The sequence below is a fragment of the Luteibacter sp. 329MFSha genome (assembly GCF_900111665.1).
Lineage (GTDB): Bacteria > Pseudomonadota > Gammaproteobacteria > Xanthomonadales > Rhodanobacteraceae > Luteibacter.
The window spans coordinates 299,352-320,135 of sequence record NZ_FOJE01000004.1; the positions used below are offsets into that span (position 1 = coordinate 299,352).

General features: G+C 66.5%; 19 protein-coding genes. 8 read left to right on the forward strand and 11 right to left on the reverse strand.

Annotated features, from left to right (window positions below; genetic code table 11):
• Nucleotides 1-88: 88 nt before the first annotated feature.
• The 3 genes from BMW54_RS16875 to BMW54_RS16885 form a co-directional block, all read right to left on the reverse strand.
• Nucleotides 89-784: a hypothetical protein gene (locus BMW54_RS16875; protein WP_139206133.1), complete on the reverse strand. Its 696-nt coding sequence runs from the start codon at nt 782-784 to the stop codon at nt 89-91.
• A gap of 63 nt (nt 785-847) precedes the next feature.
• Nucleotides 848-1,558, reverse strand: a complete 711-nt coding sequence (locus BMW54_RS16880; RefSeq protein WP_090058385.1) for an RloB family protein — start codon at nt 1,556-1,558, stop codon at nt 848-850.
• Nucleotides 1,551-2,843 (reverse strand): AAA family ATPase, encoded by a 1,293-nt coding sequence (locus tag BMW54_RS16885; protein WP_090058387.1) that lies wholly within the window; start codon nt 2,841-2,843, stop codon nt 1,551-1,553. Before BMW54_RS16885 ends, BMW54_RS16880 begins: the two co-directional genes overlap by 8 nt.
• A gap of 306 nt (nt 2,844-3,149) precedes the next feature.
• Between BMW54_RS16885 and BMW54_RS16890 the strand changes: the two genes are divergently transcribed.
• Genes BMW54_RS16890 through BMW54_RS16900 form a run of 3 tightly spaced genes read left to right on the forward strand, consistent with a single transcriptional unit; the run spans nt 3,150 to nt 5,992 of the window.
• Nucleotides 3,150-4,160 carry a two-component system sensor histidine kinase NtrB gene (locus BMW54_RS16890; protein WP_090058389.1) on the forward strand — a complete coding sequence of 337 codons (1,011 nt, stop codon included), beginning with the start codon at nt 3,150-3,152 and terminating at the stop codon, nt 4,158-4,160.
• A complete protein-coding gene (ntrC, locus tag BMW54_RS16895) occupies nt 4,153-5,538 on the forward strand; it encodes a nitrogen regulation protein NR(I) (RefSeq protein WP_090058391.1) in 1,386 nt (461 codons plus the stop codon). The genes BMW54_RS16890 and ntrC overlap by 8 nt, the downstream gene beginning before the upstream one ends.
• 4 nt (nt 5,539-5,542) lie before the next feature.
• Nucleotides 5,543-5,992: a GNAT family N-acetyltransferase gene (locus BMW54_RS16900; protein WP_090058393.1), complete on the forward strand. Its 450-nt coding sequence runs from the start codon at nt 5,543-5,545 to the stop codon at nt 5,990-5,992.
• Between the two features lie 100 nt (nt 5,993-6,092).
• Here the strand turns inward: BMW54_RS16900 and BMW54_RS16905 are convergent, their stop codons facing one another.
• Nucleotides 6,093-8,222 (reverse strand): putative bifunctional diguanylate cyclase/phosphodiesterase, encoded by a 2,130-nt coding sequence (locus BMW54_RS16905; RefSeq protein WP_254779422.1) that lies wholly within the window; start codon nt 8,220-8,222, stop codon nt 6,093-6,095.
• A gap of 82 nt (nt 8,223-8,304) precedes the next feature.
• Nucleotides 8,305-9,432, reverse strand: coding sequence for a hypothetical protein (locus BMW54_RS16910; protein ID WP_090058395.1), 1,128 nt, complete (start codon nt 9,430-9,432; stop codon nt 8,305-8,307).
• A gap of 188 nt (nt 9,433-9,620) precedes the next feature.
• Here BMW54_RS16910 and BMW54_RS16915 point away from each other — a divergent pair, with 188 nt between their 5' ends.
• Nucleotides 9,621-10,907, forward strand: coding sequence for an acetyl-CoA C-acetyltransferase (locus BMW54_RS16915; protein WP_090058397.1), 1,287 nt, complete (start codon nt 9,621-9,623; stop codon nt 10,905-10,907).
• Between the two features lie 45 nt (nt 10,908-10,952).
• Nucleotides 10,953-11,498: an energy transducer TonB gene (locus BMW54_RS16920; protein ID WP_090058400.1), complete on the forward strand. Its 546-nt coding sequence runs from the start codon at nt 10,953-10,955 to the stop codon at nt 11,496-11,498.
• 25 nt (nt 11,499-11,523) lie between these two features.
• Here BMW54_RS16920 and BMW54_RS16925 read toward each other — a convergent pair whose 3' ends face one another.
• The 5 genes from BMW54_RS16925 to BMW54_RS16945 form a co-directional block, all read right to left on the reverse strand.
• Nucleotides 11,524-13,464, reverse strand: coding sequence for a phospholipase D family protein (locus tag BMW54_RS16925; protein WP_175472910.1), 1,941 nt, complete (start codon nt 13,462-13,464; stop codon nt 11,524-11,526).
• Between the two features lie 58 nt (nt 13,465-13,522).
• On the reverse strand, nt 13,523-14,077 hold the full coding sequence (locus BMW54_RS16930) for a YceI family protein (RefSeq protein WP_090058405.1): 555 nt from the start codon (nt 14,075-14,077) through the stop codon (nt 13,523-13,525).
• 9 nt (nt 14,078-14,086) lie between these two features.
• On the reverse strand, nt 14,087-14,560 hold the full coding sequence (locus BMW54_RS16935; protein ID WP_090058406.1) for a SixA phosphatase family protein: 474 nt from the start codon (nt 14,558-14,560) through the stop codon (nt 14,087-14,089).
• Nucleotides 14,561-14,623: 63 nt separating this feature from the next.
• Nucleotides 14,624-15,256 carry a ParA family protein gene (locus BMW54_RS16940; RefSeq protein WP_090058409.1) on the reverse strand — a complete coding sequence of 211 codons (633 nt, stop codon included), beginning with the start codon at nt 15,254-15,256 and terminating at the stop codon, nt 14,624-14,626.
• 61 nt (nt 15,257-15,317) lie between these two features.
• Complete coding sequence (locus BMW54_RS16945) at nt 15,318-15,515, reverse strand: antitermination protein NusB (protein WP_090058410.1); 198 nt, start codon at nt 15,513-15,515, stop codon at nt 15,318-15,320.
• Nucleotides 15,516-15,690: 175 nt separating this feature from the next.
• Between BMW54_RS16945 and BMW54_RS16950 the strand changes: the two genes are divergently transcribed.
• Nucleotides 15,691-16,722: a hypothetical protein gene (locus BMW54_RS16950; RefSeq protein ID WP_090058413.1), complete on the forward strand. Its 1,032-nt coding sequence runs from the start codon at nt 15,691-15,693 to the stop codon at nt 16,720-16,722.
• Between the two features lie 48 nt (nt 16,723-16,770).
• Here BMW54_RS16950 and speE read toward each other — a convergent pair whose 3' ends face one another.
• The gene (gene speE / locus BMW54_RS16955; protein WP_090058416.1) at nt 16,771-17,625 is read right to left on the reverse strand and encodes a polyamine aminopropyltransferase; all 855 of its coding nucleotides are present in this window, start codon (nt 17,623-17,625) and stop codon (nt 16,771-16,773) included.
• Between the two features lie 315 nt (nt 17,626-17,940).
• On the opposite strand from speE, the gene speA reads away from it, so the two are divergent.
• Entirely contained in the window at nt 17,941-19,830 is a 1,890-nt protein-coding gene (gene speA, locus BMW54_RS16960; RefSeq protein WP_090058419.1) for an arginine decarboxylase, read from the forward strand.
• 60 nt (nt 19,831-19,890) lie between these two features.
• Entirely contained in the window at nt 19,891-20,751 is an 861-nt protein-coding gene (locus BMW54_RS16965; RefSeq protein ID WP_090058420.1) for an NAD(P)-dependent oxidoreductase, read from the forward strand.
• The last annotated feature ends 33 nt before the right edge of the window (nt 20,752-20,784 follow it).

The window sequence follows — 20,784 nt, forward strand, 5'->3', positions numbered from 1 at the left end:
CCGGTGTGTACACTACAAACGCGAAAGGCCCCTTGAAGGCGCGAGAAGGCAAGGTCATGCGTGATGCAAACTGATGCACCTGGAGGGCTTATTGGTCGGTGCTGGACTTTGGAAACATAGCCTGGCGCACCTCGTTGTAGTCAGCTCTTATGCGGTTCAAATGAATTACGACGTTGTGAATGAGAACTTTGTTCGCAGTTTCGAGTGCACGATCGAGCTCTCGGTAATCTTCAGGTCGTCGGTACAGGTCAAGGGTTTTTTTCAGCTCGGAGTGATTCCAAGGGCCGGCAATGTAAGTTTCAAGCGCGTCTTCTAGGAGAAGGAACTGATCTCGCATGCTCAGGATCGCTGCGACGCCGCCGTCAGCACCGATTTCGTAGAGGGGGAGGGACTCGAGAGCCCTAGCAATTCGTTGAGTGACGACTCGGCTGTAAACCCAGGGTAGCTCTTCGCGGGGAACGTCACGGCCCATGACCAGCCGGATCTCATCGGCCTGGTAATCGGCGGCCTGCACCACCGCAAAAAGGCCACGCTTTCGATCCTCTACCACACCGCGCTGTGTTGCCTCCACGGCCTCAATCGCTGCGCGGCTTTGCCTCGCGCCTACCATGTAAGCGACCGCGATGGCCACAATTGAACCGAACGCCTGCACCCAGGCGGCGAGAGTCTGACTAGCCGGGGCGGGAAGGACTAGCGCAGAGACTATCAGTGCACCAGTGATTGCTGCGCCACCAAAAGAGGCGATATCACGAGCACTGGGATGTCTTAGCTTAAAATGTCGCATGTGCTATCCGTGCTGCGCGCTGGTGATCACGAGCGCCTCCGTGTAGGAGGCGCTGCGTAGCAATTAAGCGTCCTCATCTTCGCGCTTCATCGCTCGTATAGCTTTCAGGTCTGGGCGCTGTCCATTTGCGATAGAACGCATGAGTGTTACGAGGTCGCCAATAAGTGAATGTGGGTTTCGTAGACCGTCCCTATTGTTCCGCGCCGAATATTTTATGGCCTCGTCCAGCTTGGGTCGAAGGGCTTGGTAAATGCCTCTCGCGCCTTTGGTGTATGAGGTCTTTGTGTCCGCTTTGAACGCCTTTTGAAACTCGGCGAGCACAACATCGCCACTGCTCTTCCTGCCAGCCATCCTATAGGGCTTCGTCGTCTGGTTCAGGTGCAGCAGTAGCCAGTACTCAAAGGAGGGATTCGATGTAATGGCGACCAGTTGGACGGGTGTATCGTCCTCTTTTGACAGCTGCTTTTGAGCGCAGCGATTACACGCTTCGGAATATCTTGCGTGCATGTCGCGATCAAACACGCAGAATATATAGTCGTAATCAGCCGATGAGTCCTCAGACATGTTGATAGCCTGCTCGACTACAGCGCTTGGGTCTCTTCCCTCACCAACGATCGTTACGTCTGCGGTGCTCATGCGAAGATCGTTTTTGAGTTCCTTTAGGTAGTTCGGCTCCGTCTTCTTACCTTCGCAAACGATTAGCACACTTGCGTATGTCGGCTTTACTGGTCTGGTGGGCCGCTTTTCAACGAGCCCGCGCGGTGCCTTAGCCATCCTGCTCCTCCGACATCTCGTCTATTGCCGTGTCCCACGGCTCTGCCGAGATGTATGGAATGGCACCAAACCTTCCCTGCAGGTAGTGCTTAGCCAATGAAGCATCCTTGCGAGGTTCGAAATCTGTCATCGGATAAATCTTTGTCACGCCATCCTGGGTCTTCTCGGCGAACCATATTTGGTCGCGACGTAGAATCTCGGTGCTGAGAAGCGACGTTGCGTGGGTTGTGAATAGTAGCTGGGCGCCGTTAGGGTTCCATTGGGGGGAATGAAACATCTTCACAACGGCTCGTGCCAAAAGAGGGTGCAGGTTGTTGTTGAGCTCGTCATACACCAGTATTCCGCCAAGCCCCATCGTTTTGACCATGGGCCCGATTTGCGAGAATAGGACTCTCGTCCCTTCCGACTCCTCGCTTAAGTCGAACCAAACTTCTTTGCCCTCGCTCGTTCGGTGCAGTGCGTGGACGTCGAAGCTCTTACGTGCGTCGAGAATCTTGGCGACTTCAGGGTCGCCTTGACGAATTGCCCGCATGACTGGGTGCTCATTCGGCGGAGCATCTTTAACTTCGAAGTCGACGATTGAAATGTCCGCTGTCTTCATAATCCGCAGCGCAACTTTCTTTATTTCTGGGATTTGAACCACTCTCGCGGTGTTGTTGTGGCTCTCCTCCGATCCCGGAGTTATGTGATCGCCGAACCAATCCCTAAGACCCGAAAGTTGCTCCGAGTTCAGCAGCGCGGCTGTTGATAAGAACAGCGCGTTCGGCCGGGTGGCATCGCGCCATGTCGCTTTTGCACCCTTCAAGAACGCGCCGAACTGCCACGAGTAATCGTTCGTCGCCGGGTCGAATTTTCTGATGAATACCCGTTGTGAGCGCTTCTCGGGGTAGGCGTATAACCATTCCTCGATAACACGCTCTTGGGTAGCCTCGAAGCCGTACTGAAAGCGCTGCCCGTCGTGAGTAAACACGGCCTCGAACATCGTGGGCATCGTCTCCGAATCATCGAGGCGAAACGGCTTGACTGGCAGGCCTTCGGTAAACGCATCGCTGTCAGCCGACCTGATGACGATCCGGCGCATCGTCAAAAGCGCATCTAGGACCGTCGTCTTGCCCGCCGCATTTGCGCCATAGATCACGGCACTCGCCAGGAGCCGCCCCACGCCATTTACGTTGCTGTCGAGGGTGTTGGTTTCAGTCAACTCGGACAAGCCGGCAGGAAGGAACGAGAGGACTTGCTCGTCGCGAATAGAGCGGTAGTTCCTGACGGTGAACTCGATGAGCATGACGGACCCTTGGAGACTGATTCAGGGCGATTCTCGCACTTTTTTCTCACAAAAGGGGTTATTTAGGTCTCAGTAGAGCGCGTACGCCTGCGCCCTGTTTCCCAACCTATTCGAGAATGATTCGCAAAAGAAGTGATTTTTGGTCTCCAGCTTCTTACAGAGTGACTCCCACCAGTGCGGCACGCACGCCTTCAACTCACGCCATTCGGCATAGTGTGTGCAAAGTGTACAAACTATGCCGATCCGTCAAAACGCGTCCCTCTAAGCGGCTTGCGCTTTCACCCTTTCACTCCCTAAATTGGTGCAATGCATGCACCCGATCAGACAGACCTTCTGACCCTGCTGGGAACCGGCCTCGCCGTCGTGGGCCTCGACGGGCGCGTCGCCTGGCTGAATCCCGCGTTGGGCGAGGTGCTCGATGTGGGGCCGCGCACGGCGCAGGGGCAGGACCTGGCGGTGCTGATGCGGGCGCCTTCGCTCTCGGCGCAGCTGGCGCGGGTGCTGGCGGAGCGGCGAGGGTTCCACCTGCGCGGCCTTGCTCTCGGGCTGCGGGGTCGGGAGGTCAGCGCGGATGTGTCTCTGCAGCCGATCGACGACGAGCGGGTGCTGGTGGAGGTCCATCCGCTGGCGCATGACGTCGCGTCGGGCGCCACGCCCCTGTCCGCCACGTTGCGTGGCTTCGCCCACGAAGTGAAGAACCCGCTGGCGGGTCTGCGCGGCGCGGCGCAGCTGCTGCAACGCCGGGTGGGCGACGACGATCTTCGCCAGCTCGCGGGCATGGTGATCGCGGAGGCGGACCGTCTGGCGGCGCTGGCCGACGGCCTGCTCCGGCATCGCGGCGCGGCGCGCATCGGCCCGGTCAGCATCCACGAACTGCTCGACCGGCTCGAAGGCCTGGTGGCCGCCGAGCCCGATGCGCCTCACGTGCGGCACGACTTCGATCCCAGCCTGCCCGATAGCGTCGGCGACACCGATCGTCTGATGCAGGTGCTGCTGAATCTGACGCGCAACGCCGGACAGGCAGGCGCTTCCACGATCACCCTGCGCACGCGCGTGGAGCATGGCGCGCGTCTGGGCGATCGTACGGTGCGCGCGGCGCTGCGCATCGACGTGATGGACGACGGGGCCGGCGTGCCCGACGATCTGCGCGATTCGCTGTTCCAGCCGCTCGTGTCGGGCCGCCCCGACGGGACCGGCCTCGGCCTGGCCCTGTCGCGTGAGATCGCGCTCGAACACGGCGGCGACCTGCGTTACACGAGCCGTCCGGGCGAAACCGTCTTTTCGCTGTACCTGCCGATGGAGCGCACGCATGAGTGAAGTATGGATCGCCGACGACGATCGCGGGGTACGGTTCGTGCTGGCGGAGGCGCTGCGCGACGCCGGCCACGCGGTGCGCGAGTTCAGCGCGGGCGACGCGGTGCGCGCGGCCCTCGACGAAAGCCGCCCCGCTTTGCTTGTCACCGATGTCCGCATGCCTGGCGAAGACGGCCTGCATCTCCTCGAGGACCTCACCCGGCGCAACATCGGGCCGGTGATCGTCATGAGCGCGTTCACCGACGTGGCGACGACGGCCGCGGCGTATCGCGCTGGTGCGGCGGATTACCTCGCGAAGCCCTTCGATCTCGACGGCGCGGTGGAGGCGGTGGAACGCGCGCTCGCCGCCGCGAACGAAGAGGTCGTCGTGCCCGCCACGCGATCGGACACGAACGCGCTGCTCGGCGAGAGCGCGGCCATGCGCGAAGTGTTCCGCCTGATCGGCCGCGTAGCGGCCAGCGACCTCAACGTGCTGATCACCGGCGAGACAGGCACCGGCAAGGAGTTGGTCGCGCGTGCCCTGCACGATGAAAGCGCGCGCAGCGGCAAGCCGTACGTCGCGCTGAACACGGCGGCGATTCCGTCGGAGCTGCTGGAAAGCGAGCTGTTCGGTCACGAGGCTGGCGCGTTCACTGGCGCGACGCGTCGTCACGCGGGACGCTTCGAACAGGCCGACGGCGGCACGCTGTTCCTCGATGAAATCGGCGACATGCCGCTCGGCCTGCAGACGCGCCTCTTGCGTGTGCTCGCGGGAGGCGAGTTCTACCGCGTGGGTGGGCGTGAACTGATGCACGGCAACGTGCGGATCGTGGCCGCCACGCATCAGGACCTCGACGCGCGTGTCGCCGCCGGTCAGTTTCGCGCCGATCTGAAACACCGGCTCGACGTCGTGCGCATCGCGCTGCCGGCCCTGCGCGAGCGCCGCGGCGACATTCCGCTGCTGGCGCGGCACTTCCTCGCGCAGGCGGCCGCGGACCTCAACCTGCCGCCGAAGCGTTTCTCGCGTGGTGCGATGAAAGCCATCGAGCAGCGCGAATACCCGGGCAACGTGCGCGAACTGGAAAACCTCTGCCGCCGGCTCGCGGTGGTCGCACCGGGCCTGGAGATCCAGGCTGGCGACCTCGGCAGCCTGCCGGGTACGCCGGCGCGCGGCGAGGAATGGACGGAAGCCCTCCGCGTATGGGCGCAGGACGCCCTCGCGCACGGCCAGGCCGACGTGCACGCCCGCGCGCGTGACGCACTGGACAAGACCTTGCTGCAGGTGGCGCTCATCGCGAACGATGGCCATCGCCAGCATGCCGCCGCGGCGCTCGGCGTCGGCCGCAACACCCTCACCCGCAAACTCGGTGCGTCGCGCAAGCGGCGTCCGCCCCATGGATAACGCCATGCCGCTCGAAATCCGCCGCGCCGCCCCGGACGACGCCGATGCCATCGCCCGCTGGAACATCGCGATGGCGTGGGAGACGGAAGAGAAACGCCTCGACCCCGACATCATCGGTCGCGGCGTGCGCGCCGTGTTCGACGAGCCCCGCCGGGGGTTCTACCTCGTCGCCGAACTCGATGGCCGCGCGGTGGGATGCCTGCTGGTGACCTACGAGTGGAGCGACTGGCGCGATGGCGATTTCTGGTGGGTGCAGAGCGTGTACGTGGCGCCCGAGGCGCGGCGCGCCGGCGTGTTCCGCGGGATGTACGCGCACGTGAAAGCGATGGCCGAGGGCGCGGGCGCCGTGGGTCTGCGCCTCTACGTCGAGCTCGAGAACGAGCGAGCGCAGGCAACGTATGCGGGGCTGGGCATGGAGCGCTGCCATTACTTCATGTACGAGGCCCCGTTGTAGGAGCGCGGCTTTCGCGTTCGTGTTCTCTGGGTACGTGCGACGAAGAGCTGTGGGGCCTGTTGCTCGAGGCTTCAAAACATGTCGCGCGCAGGGCGCGCTCCTACGGGTCGACCGTCGGGTCGCCGGTGTCGACGACCGCGATGCGCTCTTCGAACTCGCGCGGGGACATCGCCTTGCCGAAGAGGAAGCCCTGCATCTGCGAGCAGCCCACGGAGGACAGGAAACTCGCCTGCTCCACGCTCTCGACGCCCTCGGCGAGCACGTGTTTGTTCATGCCCTTGCCCATGGTCACGATGGCGCCGACGATGGCGGCGCTGTCGTTGTCCCAGGCGACGTCGCGAATGAACGCCCGATCGATCTTGAGGGTGTCGACAGGGAAATGCTTCAGGTAGGAGAGACTGCAATATCCGGTGCCGAAATCGTCCAGGCTCAGCGACACGCCCAGCGACTTGACCTTGCGCAGCAGCTCGACGATATGGTCGCCGCCTTCCATCACCGTGCGCTCGGTGAGTTCGAGTTCGAGCAGGGTCGGATGCAGGCCGGTCTCGTCGAGGATCGACTGCAGCGATTCGAAGAACCGCGTGTGCTGGAACTGCAGGGCGGAGACGTTGACCGAGACGGATAGCGGGCGGTACATGCGCGCCCAGCGCTCGGCGTGGAGGCAGGCCGAACGCAGCACCCACTCGCCGATGGGCACGATGAGGCCGCAATCCTCGGCGACGGGGATGAAGTGCTCGGGCGTGTAGACGTCCTCGCCATCGACCTGCCAGCGCAGCAACGCTTCGGCGCCGACGATGGTCCCGAGCTCGGTGTCGACCTTCGGCTGGAACTGCAGGGTGAGCTCGTTGCGCGCGAGCGCCTTGCGCAGATCGACCTCGATGCGCACGCGCGCGGTGCTGCGCTCGTTCATGCTCGCGTTGAAGAAGCGGTAGCCGTTGCGGCCCTGCATCTTCGCCTCGTACATCGCGGTGTCGGCGTTGCGTAGCAGCGACCCGGCGTCCTCGGCATCGTCCGGGTAGATGCTGACGCCGATGCTGAAGCTGATGCTCAGTGCCGCCGCCTCGAGGTTCACGGCCTGGCTGCACGCGGCCAGCACGTTCTCCGCGACCTCGCTGGCATCCGCGGGCGTCTCCACGTGCGGGAGCAGCACCACGAACCCGTCTCCGCCGAGCCGGCTGACGGTGGCGTCCGCGCGCGCGGCGGCGCGGATGCGTCGCGCGACGTTCTGGAGCAGTGCGTCGCCGGCGGCATGACCGAGCGAATCGTTGATCTGCTTGAAATGATCGATGTCGACGAAGAGCAGCGCCGCCCGCTGGTGCCGTCGCGCGGCGACGGATACGGCGAACTCCAGGCGCGAGGTGAGCAGCGCCCGGTTGGGCAGGCCGGTGAGGGTGTCGTGGTGCGCCTGGTGAGCCATCTTCAGCGCGAGGGCGCGCGTCTCGCTCACGTCGTGGAACACCACGACGCCGCCGACCACGTTGCCGGCGTGGTCGTGGATCGGTGCCGCGGAGTCCTCGATCGGGCTGTCGAAGCCGTTGCGGTGGATGAGGATGGCGTCGGTGGTGAGGCCGACGATGCTGTTCTTGTCGATCGCGACGAGCAGCGGGTTGGCGATCGGCTGGCGGGTCAGCGGATCGCGCAACTGGAAGATCTCGTCCATGTGCCGGCCCACGGCTTCGTGGCTGGGCCATCCGGTCATCGCCTCGGCGATGGGGTTGAGCGAGGTGACGATCAATCGGGGATCCGTGGTGATCACGGCGTCGCCGATCGACTTCAGCGTGACTTCGGCGAGCTCGCGCTCGCGGAAGAGGGCGTCTTCGAAAGCCTTGCGCTCGCTGATGTCCTGCATCTGCGAGATGAAATACAACGGTTCGCCTTCGTCGTCGCGCACCAGCGACGCGCTCAGCTGCGCGTGCACCACATGGCCGTCACGATGGATGTAGCGCTTCTCCATGTGGTACGAGGCGCACTCGCCGGACATCAGCTTGCCGACGAGGGCGAGGTCCGCGGCGAGGTCGTCGGGGTGGGTGATGTCCTGGAAGGTGAGCGACATCATCTCCCGCTCGGTGTAGCCGAGCATCGCGCACAGCGAATCGTTGACCTGCAGCCAGCGGCCTTCGGGCAGGACGAGCGCCATGCCGATCGCGGCGTACTGAAAGGCCTGCGCGAACCGGCGCTCGCTTTCCTTCAGCTGGGTCTCGAGGGGAGAGGAAGACGGGGTGGATGGCACGTCGGTCGCCGATGGATTGACTCGCCACCCACTCTAATTCGTCGTCCGTCCCCCGTATATCGAACTATTCGGGGATTTCCGGCTAATGCAGCGCAGGTGCGGGCGCCGTGAGCGCGCCATCGGCGTCCAGCATCATCCGCCCCAGCGCGTGGACCTCGCTGGCGGCGCCGTACCGTTCCGCCAGGGCGTCGAGGAGCGGCGCGAGGGCATCCGGTGCGAGCGGGTAGCCGTGCGCGAGCACGCGTGCCTTGCCCGGGACCGGCTGGGCCACGGTGATCGCGGCCATGCCGAGGCCGGCGGCCTCGTGCGCGTAGAGCAGGGGTGCCGGCTGCGCCGGATCGGCGTCGGCGACCGGTTCGACGAGGTAGCCGGCGGTGCGTGCCGCTTCGCCTTCCAGGTGCAGGGGCACGTGGTGCGCGGCCAGCAGGGCGGCGTACTGCCGCAGTTCGAACAGCGTGCCGGCGAATTCGTGCACGGGGTTCGCGCCCTTGTTCCCCGCGCGCGCGAACCAGTCGGCGATGCGGGGCACGCCGACGCGGCCCTCGGCGTAATGCAGCGGCAGGCCGCGCGAGCCGAGCGCGGTCTCTTCCTTGTACGGCGTGAGCAGCGCGGCTTCGAGCATCGTCCACAGCGGCGCGAGGTTCACGTGCTCGTACTGGACGCAGGTCAGGGCCATCAGGTCGTCGCGGCTGAGGAAACGGGCGTGCTCCAGCCGCATGCCCAGCGTGCGCATGAGGAAATCCGCCGTGGCGGTGCCGGCTTCGCCACGACCGACCAGTTCCACTTCCATGCGCTCGGCCAGTTCGTCCGCGATATCCGCGGGGGCGAGCAGCATCCAGGGGATCAGCCGCATCGGGCCGCCGGCATAGGCCGGGTCGGGGACCAGCGGCTGGGCGGGCATGTGGCCGTCGCTCGTGCCGAAGGCCACCACGCCGCCGGCCGTCGTCACGCGCGGGATCCGGCGGGCCAGCTCTTCGAGGGTGGCGAAGACGGGAAAGCCCGGACGCAGCAGCTCCACGCCGTCGAACAGCGCCCCGGCGACGGCCAGTCGCGAGGCTTCGACGCCGGGCAGGAGGGCGCGCAGGTCGTCGGCGATCAGCCCGGCGAGCGTCTGTGCCTCGTCGCGGGTCAGTTCCAGGCGCTCCGGCGTCTCGCCGGCGGCCAGTTCCAGCGCCAGGACGGCGGGACGGGCGATCAGGGACTCGTTCACGCGGGTTTTTCCGAACGGCAAAGGAATGCGATTCTACCATCCGGCCACGACGGGCTTTCGCCCAGAGGGGATGCGGGTTAGCCTTGCCGATACGCGTTCGTCGGCGATCGTCGGCGTCCGCGATCCCTTCGTCATCGCATTTGGGCCCGCCAGCGGGCAAACCCCTCGGTCTGGATCGTTCTTCAAGCATGGATAAGACGCAAAAGCGCGTGGGTGTGGTCGGCGGCGTCCGCATTCCCTTCTGCCGCAACAACACCGCCTACGCCGATGTCGGCAATTTCGGCATGTCGGTCAAGGTTCTCGGGTCGCTGGTGGAGAAGTTCGGCCTGCACGGCGTGGAACTGGGCGAGGTCGCCATGGGCGCGGTCATCCGCCACTCGTCCGACTGGAACCTCGCTCGCGAGGCGCTCCTGTCGTCGGGGCTGGCCCCGACCACCCCGGGCATCACGACGGCGCGCGCCTGCGGCACCTCGCTGGACAACGCGATCCTCATCGCCAACAAGATCGCCACGGGTCAGATCGACGCCGGCATCGCGGGCGGCTCGGATACCACGAGCGATGTTCCCATCGTCTACGGTCAGAAACTTCGTAAGCGCCTGCTGGCGCTGAACCGCGCGAAGACGCTGAAAGAGAAATTCCAGGTCGCCACGCGTGGCTTCGCGCTGAAGGAACTGAAGCCGTCGTTCCCGGGCGTGGTCGAACCGCGCACCGGCAAGTCGATGGGCGACCACTGCGAGCTCATGGCCAAGGAGTGGAAGGTGGGCCGGCTGGAGCAGGACGAACTCGCGCTGGCCAGCCATCGTAAGCTCGGCGCGGCCTACGAGGCCGGCTTCTTCGACGACCTGGTGGTGCCGTTCCGCGGCCTGAAGCGCGACGGGTTCCTCCGCGCCGATTCCACGCTCGAAAAGCTGGGCTCGCTGAAGCCGGCGTTCGACAAGACCTCGGGGCAGGGCACGCTCACGGCCGGCAATTCCACGGGCCTCTCCGACGGTGCGGCGGCGGTGCTGCTCGCCAGCGACGACTGGGCGGCTTCGCGCGGCCTGTCGATCCAGGCGTACCTCACCCACGCGCAGGTCGCCGCGGTGGACTTCGTCCACGGCGAGGGCCTGCTCATGGCTCCGACGGTGGCCGTGCCGCGCATGCTCAAGCAGGCGGGCCTCACGCTGCAGGATTTCGACTTCTACGAGATCCACGAGGCCTTCGCTGCGCAGGTGCTGTGCACGCTACGTGCATGGGAGAGCGAAGACTATTGCCGCAACCGGCTGGGCCTCGATGCCCCGCTGGGATCGATCGATCCGGCGAAGCTCAACGTCAACGGCTCCAGTCTCGCGTCCGGCCATCCGTTCGCGGCGACCGGCGCGCGCATCGTCGCCACGCTGGCGAAGATGCTCGAGCAGAAGGGGTCGGGCCGCGGCCTGATCTCGATCTGCACGGCCGGCGGCATGGGCGTCACGGCGATCCTCGAACGTCCCTGATTCGACGAAAAAAGGCGGTGCCCCGGTGCCGCCCCTGCAAGGCTCATGCTCGCACTACGTACCAGTACCTCCCTGAGCGCACTCGCCCTCGTGATCGGCATCGCCGGCACGAGCTGGCTGACGGCGCTCACCTATGAGCGCGCACCGATGACGCGCCGCCTCGCCGAGGTGACGCTGCCCACGGCCGCTCCCGCGCTCGTGTCGAAGACGGTGTCGCGGTTCGCTCCCCCGAAAGCCGCGGAGGCGACGCCGGCGGCACGCGTCGCGTCGCGTGTCGCACCCCGTGCGGAACGGCCCGTCGCGGCAGCTCCGCCGGCGTCGGCGCCGCTCGAGCCCGTCTACATGCCGTCGCCGCGCTACCCCATGTCCGCGCTTCGCGCACGGCGCGAGGGGAAGGTGATCCTCAGCGTCACCGTCACGCCCGACGGCGACGTCACCAGCGTCACCATCGGCCGCTCGTCGGGTGACGACGATCTCGACCGGGCCGCGCGCGAGGCCGTGCGCGGCTGGCGTTTCGCGGCCTCCGACGACCGCCCGCAGCGTTTCACGGCGGAATTGCCGGTGAATTTCGAGCTGACGCAGCGGTACTGATCGGGGCCGCACCAGGCCTCGGAAATCAGAGGATGCCGGCGGCCGATGAGCCGAAGGCCGTGATCATGCGCGTGTAGATCAGCTTCAGCGACACGTCCACTTCCGGGAAGTCGCCGACGGGCTCGTAGCATTCGAAGAACTTCGGGTCGGTCCAGCGCATGGGGATGCAGCCGGGCTTGATCTCGTAGCTGGTCGCGTAGCGGAACGGCCACAGGTCGAAGAACGGAAGACGTTCCGAGACGTCGCCGATGAATTCGTTGACCGACGAGAGGACAGGGATGGTCTTCTGCCGGGGCGCGATCACCCACGCGTTCTCGGGCTGCGTGTCCTGGAGGATCGAATCGCGCAGGCGATCGGCGAACCGCTTGTCGTAGACGATCACGCCCGACTCGGTGTTGTAGTGGTCGGAGCGCGGATCGAAGTTGTGCGTGCCCACCATGGCGAAGGTGTCGTCCACGACGATCGACTTCGCGTGCAGGCCGAAACGCACGCCGGCGGTGAGCAGCGGGGCGGGGCGGTTGCGCGGACCGCGGCCGGCGCGGCTGCCCATCCCGAGGAAGCCCGACGACTCGGACGGCGTGCCCGCGGCGGCCTGGGCCGCACGGTCCGAACGGCGCGAGCGCCCGCCGCCGCTGCCCTGGTGCGCGACAGCGACGGGCGGCGTGTCGATGCTGACGGTTCGTCCTTCGAGGGCATCCGGATCGCCGTTCGCCGGGTGCGGCTTCATTTCGTAGATCTCGAAGCCGTAGTCGGTGAGGTAGCGCTTGCGATGCTTGTACGACAGGGCGTAGACCGCGAACGCGTCCGTCGAGGCGAGCGAGTTCGTGGAGACGACCACGCGCGGAGGGTCGGGGCGCTTGCGCAGGCCGCTGAAGACCTTCTGTGCCGGCTTGCTCATCACCAGATACGGCGTCTGCAGGACGATTTCGCTCTTCGCGTTGCGCAGCAGGCCGATGATGTGCCGCGTCAGGGCGCGGACCTCGCGACGCTTGGGCTCGTCGGTCTTGCCGGGCAGGTCGGAGAGGTATTCGACGCGGTTGAGACGCAGCGTGGCACGTTGCAGACGGGTGGCGATCCAGCCGGCATCCGTCGCGTCGGCGATCATCTGGTTCACTCGCTCGGGGTGTTCGTACGTGGGCGGATCCCAATGGCGGGGATCGTCGGTGTCGGCCATCAGCTCGCGATTCACGTCACGCAGGTGCGTGAGCGGGACGGAGCGCTTGTGGTTCCAGAACTGGTCGAAGCTGGCGCCCATCGCGCGGGCCGCCGGTCCGCCGACCATGACATCGCGGTCCACGTAGTCGAAGGCGCCGTCCCAGTCGAAGTAGCGGTCTTCGTAATTCCGCCCGCCCGTGATGCCGATCAGGTCGTCCACCACGATCAGCTTGTTGTGCATGCGCTGGTTGAACTTGTAGAAGCAGCACAGGATGCCCGCCGCGAACTCGAGGGGCGGCGTGCGCGCGCTCTGGAACGTGGGGTTGTAGAGGCGGATCTGCATGTGGTCGCTGGCGCGCGCCAGCCGCGCGAGCAGGCCCGGGTCGCGGAACGAGAACAGCTGGTCCGCCAGGATCCGCACTTCGACGCCGCGCCGGGCGGCATGCACGAGCTCGTCGAGCACCAGCTTGCCCGCGTCGTCCTGCTCCCAGATATAGGTCTGCACGTCGATCGTCTTCGTCGCCGCGCGGATCAGGCTGATGCGCGCGGCCATGGCGCTCTCGCCGTCCTCCAGCAGGGTCGCCACGTGGACGGGGCGCTCGGCCGTGGACGCGCCGTTGGCCTCGATGGCCGCGTCGATCAGCGGCGAGGGGACGGCGCAGCGGGTGGCGTCGGAGGACGGGCAGGCATCCTGGCGGTCGACGGTCAGCGTCACCACGGCGTCGGCCTTGCGGATCCGCTCGCGGGACAGGGAACAGCCACCACTGGCGAGCGTGGCGGCGAGGAGCAGGATCGTAAGGAAGCGGCGCATGCCGGCGATGATAGGCGACGCTCAACAACGCCACGTGAGTTCCGCGGCGTTCCCGGTCTCAGGGATTCGTCAGGACGATCGCCATGCCCAGACTGACCCGGTCGGACAGCGCGCCGCGCCGCCCGCGCATCTCGTAGTCGGTCCGATCGATCATCCCCTGCAGCTGGAGGACGCAACCCGCCATGCCGTGGGTGGGACACCGCGTGGGTTGCAGCCGGAACGACACGGGCTGCGTGACGCCACGGATGGTCAGCCTGCCCTGCACGTTGCCGCCCTGGCTCAGGACCTCCAGGGCGGTGGGCGAGGATTCGAAGTGGATGCGCGGGTGGTGACCCGCGTCGAAGAACTCGGGGGCCAGGACCCAGCGACGCAGGCGGGCGGACTCCATCCGGATGCTCTCGGTGTCGATGTCCGCGTTGACGACGGCCGTCTGCGTCGGCGGGTCGATGGTCACCTCACCACGGATGCCGTCGAAACTTCCGGTGACCGTGCTGACCCAGAGGAGGCGCACGCTGAATTCGGCGCGTGAGCGCACGGGGTCGATGCGCAGGTCGGCGGCGGACAGGGGCGTCGTCGCCAGGAGCGCGACGAACGCCGACAGCAGGTGGCGCATGGAGAAAACTCAGTTCGGTGGCGACCAGAAGGTCTCGAGCTTGGCTTTGCCGGGTTCGAGCGGGCCATGGGGGAACGTGAGGCGCGCCAGCGCACCTGGCGGCATGCCCCGGTAATCTTCGGAGCGCCCCTCGACGAGGAAGGCTACCAGTTGCTCGATGCCGGGATTGTGACCGACGAGCACCACGTGCTCGGCGCCCTGCTGCTGGTCGAGCAGCTCGAACAGGTCGCCCACGGTGGCGTCGTAGATGCCGTCCACGTATTCGGGTTCGACCTGCCCGAGGGCGAGGGCGGCGGTTTCCTTCGTGCGTTCGGCGGGTGAACACAGGACGCGGTCGTAGCGGACATGATGGGAGGCGAGCCACTCGCCGGCGGCGCGGGCCTCGTTGCGGCCGTGTTCCGTGAGTTTTCGCTCGCGGTCGTCCTTGCCGTCCTTGCCTTGCGGCGCGGCTTCGGCGTGGCGTAACAGGATGAGCTCTTGCATGGGTGTCGCCCTCCTCGATGCCACCGGTGGTGGCGTGACTGCCGACGCGTTGCCCTTGCGACTTCAGGTGCTTCGTTTGATCCAGCGAAGCAGTTTCGCCCAGTCGTCCTGGTGTCCGCGCACGTTTTCCGAGTGATAGTCGAAGATGCCCTTACCGAGCGCCGTGAGCAATACGTACGCCTGGGAGTCCCGAAGTTCCGCGACCACGGGAAACGGCGCACGCTCGCCGAGTTCCGCGAGTGCGGACTGGCTGGCGTTGGTCCAGGGTTTCAGGCGGTTGCCGACGAGCCCGACGGGGAGCTTGCCGCGTTTCACGCGGCCGATGCCCTTGAGCACCTTGAGGAAATCGAGCGTGGCGTCGAGGTCGAAGTGCGAGGGCAGCACGGGCACGAGGATCACGTCCGCGTGATCGATATAGGGTTCGAGGTCTTTCTCGTCGACGCCGGCGGGTGTATCGACGATGACCCGCTCGACGCCGCCCGGCAGGCGGTCGAAGGCGCGACGGCTGCCCTCGATGGCGGCGATCGCCGGTGCGTTCTCCGGACGGCGCTGGGCCCAGCGCAGGCTGGAATGCTGCCGGTCCGCATCGACGATGGCCGTGTGCTTGCCCGCGTGCGCCCAGTGGGTCGCCAGCTGGGTCACCACCGTCGTCTTGCCGCAACCGCCCTTGCTGCTTGCCACGAGCGTCGTAAGCATCCGCGCGCACCTGCCATGGGGAGTGTTCCTAATCTACACACCCCCAGGCATGGGTCCAAGCTCAGAAGATCTTCGTGCGGACCTTGGGCATCACGACGAGGATGAGGGTGGCGATCGGGCCGAGGATGAGCGAGAGGAACCACCACAGCAGGCCGCTGCGATTCTTTCCCTGGGCGAGGCCGGCATTGATCAGCGCGAGCGTGCCCCAGCCGACGAAGAAACCAGCGCCCCCGCTGGTGAGGAAGGCGAATTGATCCACGATAAGCTCCTGTTCTGTCGCAGGATTGAGTGTTGCGGTCGGTCGTGTGTCGGCCCGGAATCCCCCCGTGCAGGCTTCGATAGTAACAATCTCGTGCAAGATGGGGCCGGTTCGGCGCAGCTTCCGTTCATGGTCGAACCGTATCCTCTCGTCTTTTATGTCACGGAGATGGCCCATGCGGGGACGCCGCGTAGCGACACTGGCCCTGGCCGGCCTGCTTTCCCTGCCCACCCTGGCAGCCACGCCATGGCCGGGCGCCGCGAAGGACCCCGCGAAGGGGCCGGTCGCGAAGGACCAGAGCAAGTCCCTCCTGCAGTTCCAGAAGGACCTCGCCAGCGTGCTGGCGCTGCGGACCGAGTCGGAGCCGCTGCTTGCCGCCGCGCTCCTCGCGCGGCCGCTGTCGGGCGTCCCGGAAACGCTCACCTATCACTCGCTGCTCGAGCGCGCATCGCGCAACGCCGACGCGGGTCCTCAGGTCGCGTGGGCCCAGCTGGCCGACTGCGACGCCAGGGCGGGTAACTGCCCCAACCCCGAGGCCGTGACGGCGCTGCAGTCGAAGGCATCGGACAACGCGGCATTCTGGCTGCTGAAGCTCGGCATCGACGAACACAATGGAGCGAGCGACGCCGTTCGCACGGACCTCGCGAAGGCCGCCAACGCGAAGCTCTACGACGATTACCTCGGCGCGAGCCTCAAGGCGCTGGCCAATCACGTGAGCCAGCTCCCGCCGCCGCCCGATACGTTCAACGCCCTGCAGGGGTCGGGCGCCGCGGGCGTGCAGATGGTGCTCGTCTTCGGCCTCGCCAGCGCGCAGCCGATGCCGGGCTTCCAGGTCGCCGCGAAGTACTGCGACGACAACAAGTCCGATGCTTCCGTGGTCGCCGACTGCCTGAAGCTCGCGAAGGTGCTGGAGTGGGGGAGCAGCCCGCTGGGCCGGTCGCTCGGTCTGCACCTGCGCGAGACGCTGTCGCCCGACGCGGCCGACCAGCAGAGCGCGAAGAACGCCCGCCTCAATCTCGTCTGGCAGATGCAGCAGTTCGCGCGCCTGAACGTGCAGGCGCAGGGCGACAAGGCCACGGCGCAGAAGCTGCTGTCTCTGGCGCGCACCGGCGGCACGGAGATGAGCGTCATCCTCGCCTCGCTCCGCGCCTACGGCCTTCCGCCGGAAGCACCCGCCGGATGGGAGCCGGCGAAGCTGGAGAAATAAAAAAAAGGCGCCCATGGGGCGCCTTTTTTTCGCAGGAGAGCCCGGGTTTCAGTCGCCCAGCTGCTCGCGCATGAACTCCGGCTGCGCCAGCGCGCCCTTGTGGACGTCGGCGTTGTAGTACTTCGTGGCGAAGTTCTTGCTGATCGCGCCGCGCTCGCGGAAGCCCGACAGATCGCCGTCCTTGCGCGCCATGGTGCAGCTCCACCAGCCGGTGGGGTAGCACGGCTGCGGGAACGGCAGGGTGCGCACCGCCTTGAAGCCCGAGGTGCGCATGGCCGAACGCATGGCCTTGATCAGCTCGATGTGCGCCAGCGGCGATTCGGACTGCTGCACGAGGATGCCGCCGTGGCGCAGGGCCTTGTAGCAGCTCGCGTAGAACGCGGCGTTGAACAGGCCTTCCGCCGGGCCCACCGGGTCGGTGGAGTCGACGATGATGAGGTCGATGGACTCCGGCTCGGCCTCGGCCATGTACTTTATGCCGTCGATGAAGAGCAGCTCGGCGCGCGGGTCGCCGTTCGCATCGCACAGCTCCGGGAAGTACTGCTCGGCGAGGCGCGTGACGCGCTCGTCGATCTCGACCTGCGTGGCCTTCTCGACTTCCTCGTGCTTGAGCACTTCGCGCAGCGTGCCGCAGTCGCCGCCGCCGATGATCACCACGCGCTTGGCGCGCGCATGGGTGAACAGCGCCGGGTGGGTCATCATCTCGTGATACAGGAAGTTGTCGCGGCTCGTCAGCATGACGCATCCGTCGATCACCATGAGATTGCCCCAGTCCGTGGTCTGGTAGATCTCGATGGTCTGGAACGGGGTCTTCTCGGCGTGCAACAGGCGCTCGACGCGGAAACCGATGGAAGAGCCCGAGGCCTGGTGGGCTTCGGTGAACCAGCTGAGCTGCTGCGACATGACGCTTTCCTGAAAACGGGTAGGGGGCTAACCGGGCATTGTACCGGCTCCGGGGCGCCGTGCGGCCACGTCCTCGCCCGGGCTGGCCTGTAGGCTCATTCCGACCCGGCGCCGGGCGGGTTACCCCCCTGTCACGAGCGGCCGCTACAATAGGCGGTCTGCCGCCCCATCGGGGCGCGCAGCACCAAGTCTGGTCGGCCCCGCGGCGTGCGAGGCTCCCGGCCGCCAGGCCCGCTTCAGGTCAAGGTTCGCCGCTGCGACTGTTCCGCGCCCCCCATGGGGACACGACACAATCACTTGGAGATCGTCACAGCCATGACGAACTGGACCACCGATCGCGCGAAGCTGACCTACGCGATCCCCCATTGGAGCGACGGCTACGTCGACGTCGCCGGCGATGGCCACCTGACGATCCGCCCGCGCGGCAACGGGGGCCCGGCCCTCGACCTGCCGGCGATCGTCGACGCGGCCACCCGCGAGGGCCTGCGGCTGCCGCTGCTCGTGCGTTTCCCGGACATCCTCGCCGACCGCCTCGCGCGCCTCCAGCAGGCCTTCGCCAAGGCGATCGATGATGCCGACTACGCCGGCACGTACACGGCCATCTATCCCATCAAGGTGAACCAGCAGCGCGGCGTCGTCAGCGAGCTGGTCGCCGCCGGGGACCAGGGCTTCGGCCTCGAGGCCGGTTCGAAGCCGGAACTGATGGCCGTACTGGCGCACGCGCGCCCGGGCAGCATGGTCGTGTGCAACGGCTACAAGGATCGCGAATACGTCCGCCTCGCGCTGATCGGCCTCAAGCTCGGCCTGCGCGTGCACATCGTCATCGAGAAGCTGTCCGAGCTCGACCACGTGTTCGCCGAAGCGAAGGCGCTGGACGTCGAGCCGCTGCTCGGCGTGCGCGTGCGTCTGGCGTCGATCGGCGCCGGCAAATGGCAGAACACCGGCGGCGACAAGGGCAAGTTCGGACTGAGCCCGGGGCAGGTGCTGGAGCTGATCGAGCGCCTCGAAGCGGCAGGTCTGAAGCACACGCTGAAGCTGCAGCATTTCCACATGGGCTCGCAGATCTCCAACGTGCGCGACATCGCCGCGGGCATGCGCGAGGCCGTGCGCTACTTCATCGAGCTGCACCGCCTGGGCGTGCCCATCGAGGTCGTCGACGTGGGCGGTGGCCTCGGCGTCGACTACGAAGGCACGCGGTCGCGCAGCTACAACTCCATCAACTACAGCCTCGGCCAGTACGCCGCCAGCATCGTGCAGCCGCTCGCCGAGGCGGTGGCCGAGCACGGCATGAAGGCGCCGGTCATCTTCACCGAATCCGGCCGCGCGATGACCGCGCACCACGCCGTGATGGTCGTCAACGTCAGCGAAGTCGAGCCGGTGCCGCAGGGCGCGATTCCGGCCGAGCGCGCGGGCGAGCCGGCGGTGTTGCGCCACCTGCGCGAGACGCACGCGGAGCTCGACCATCGTCCGGCGCTGGAGCTGTTCCACGAGGCCCAGCACCACTTCGCCGAAGGCCAGGCGCTGTACGCGCTGGGGCAGCTCGACCTGCGCGACCGCGCCCGCCTCGACGAGCTGTTCTACGCCATCGCCAACGCCGTGCGCCCGCGCCTGCTGCCCGCCGAGCGGGCGCATCGGCAGGCGCTGGACGATCTCGACGAGAAGCTGGTCGACAAGTACTTCGTGAACTTCTCCGTGTTCGAGTCGGTGCCGGACATCTGGGCCATCGACCAGATCTTCCCGATCGTGCCCATCTCGCGCCTCGACGAAGAGCCGACGCGCCGCGGTGTCATCGCGGACCTCACCTGCGATTCCGACGGCCGCATCGATCACTACGTCGACGCCGAGGGCGTGGACGTCAGCCTGCCGCTGCATGATCTGAAGGACGACGAGTCGTACCGGCTAGGCATCTTCATGGTCGGCGCGTATCAGGAGACGCTGGGCGACATCCACAACCTCTTCGGCGACACCGATGCGGTGAACGTGCGCGCGACGGACGACGGGTATGCGTTCGCGCATATCCGCCGCGGCGACACGACGGACCTGATGCTCGACTACGTCGGCTACGACCTCAAGGCGCTGCGCCAGTCGTATGCGGATCGCCTCGCGGCCGCCGGCATCGCGGGAACGGAGGCCGAGACCCTGGCCGCCGCGCTCGACAAGGGCCTCACCGGATACACCTACCTCGCGGAAACCGCGGGCCGCTGACCGGACGGTGCGGCGCCGCTGCGCGCCGCACCGCGTTTCCTCTTTCTTCCAGGCACGACCATGACACTCAAGGCAGCTTTCATCGGACTCGGCGCGATGGGCGCGCCCATGGCCGGTCACCTCCACGCGAAGGGCCTGCTGGCCGCCGTGGGCAATCGCACACAGGCCCGGGCCGATGCGCTGGCGGGCGAGCTCGGTGTCGCCGCGCCTTCGCTGGCGGAGATCGCGGCGTCCTGCGACGTGATCGCGCTGTGTGTCAGCGCGGATGCCGACGTCATCGGCGTCGTCGAAGCGCTCGCTCCCTCGCTCAAGGCCGGCGCCATCGTGATCGACCATTCGACCGTCGCGCCAGCGACCGCGACGAAAGCGGCACGCCTGATCGCCGAGGCGGGCGGGTCGTTTCTCGACGCACCGGTTTCCGGTGGTGTCGAAGGCGCGAAGAACGGAAAGCTGTCGGTGATGGTCGGCGGCGACGCCGATGTGCTCGACCGCGCACGACCGGTGCTCGAGGCCTACGGTGCGCGCATCACGCACATGGGCAAGGTCGGCAGCGGCCAGGCGACGAAAGCCGTGAATCAGGTGCTGGTCGCGGGTATCGCCCATGCGGTCACGGAGGGTCTGGCGCTGGGTGAGGCGCTGGGTCTCGATGCCGACCGTCTGATCCCGACGCTCGCCGCGGGTGCCGCGGGCAACTGGTTCCTCGACAAGCGCGGCGCCACGATGCTGCGCAACGAGTTCTCGGTGGGCTTCAAACTGGCGCTGTTGCACAAGGATCTCGGCATCGTCCGTGGCATCGCCACCGACGCGGGCACGGATCGCACGATCATCGAGCAGTCGCTGGCCGATTTCGCCGAGCTGATGTCGCAGGGCTATGGCGACGACGACATCTCGGCGCTCATCCGCCTGAAGCGCGCATCCTGACATGACGCGTGCGCCGGGCTGTCGCCGGCGCAC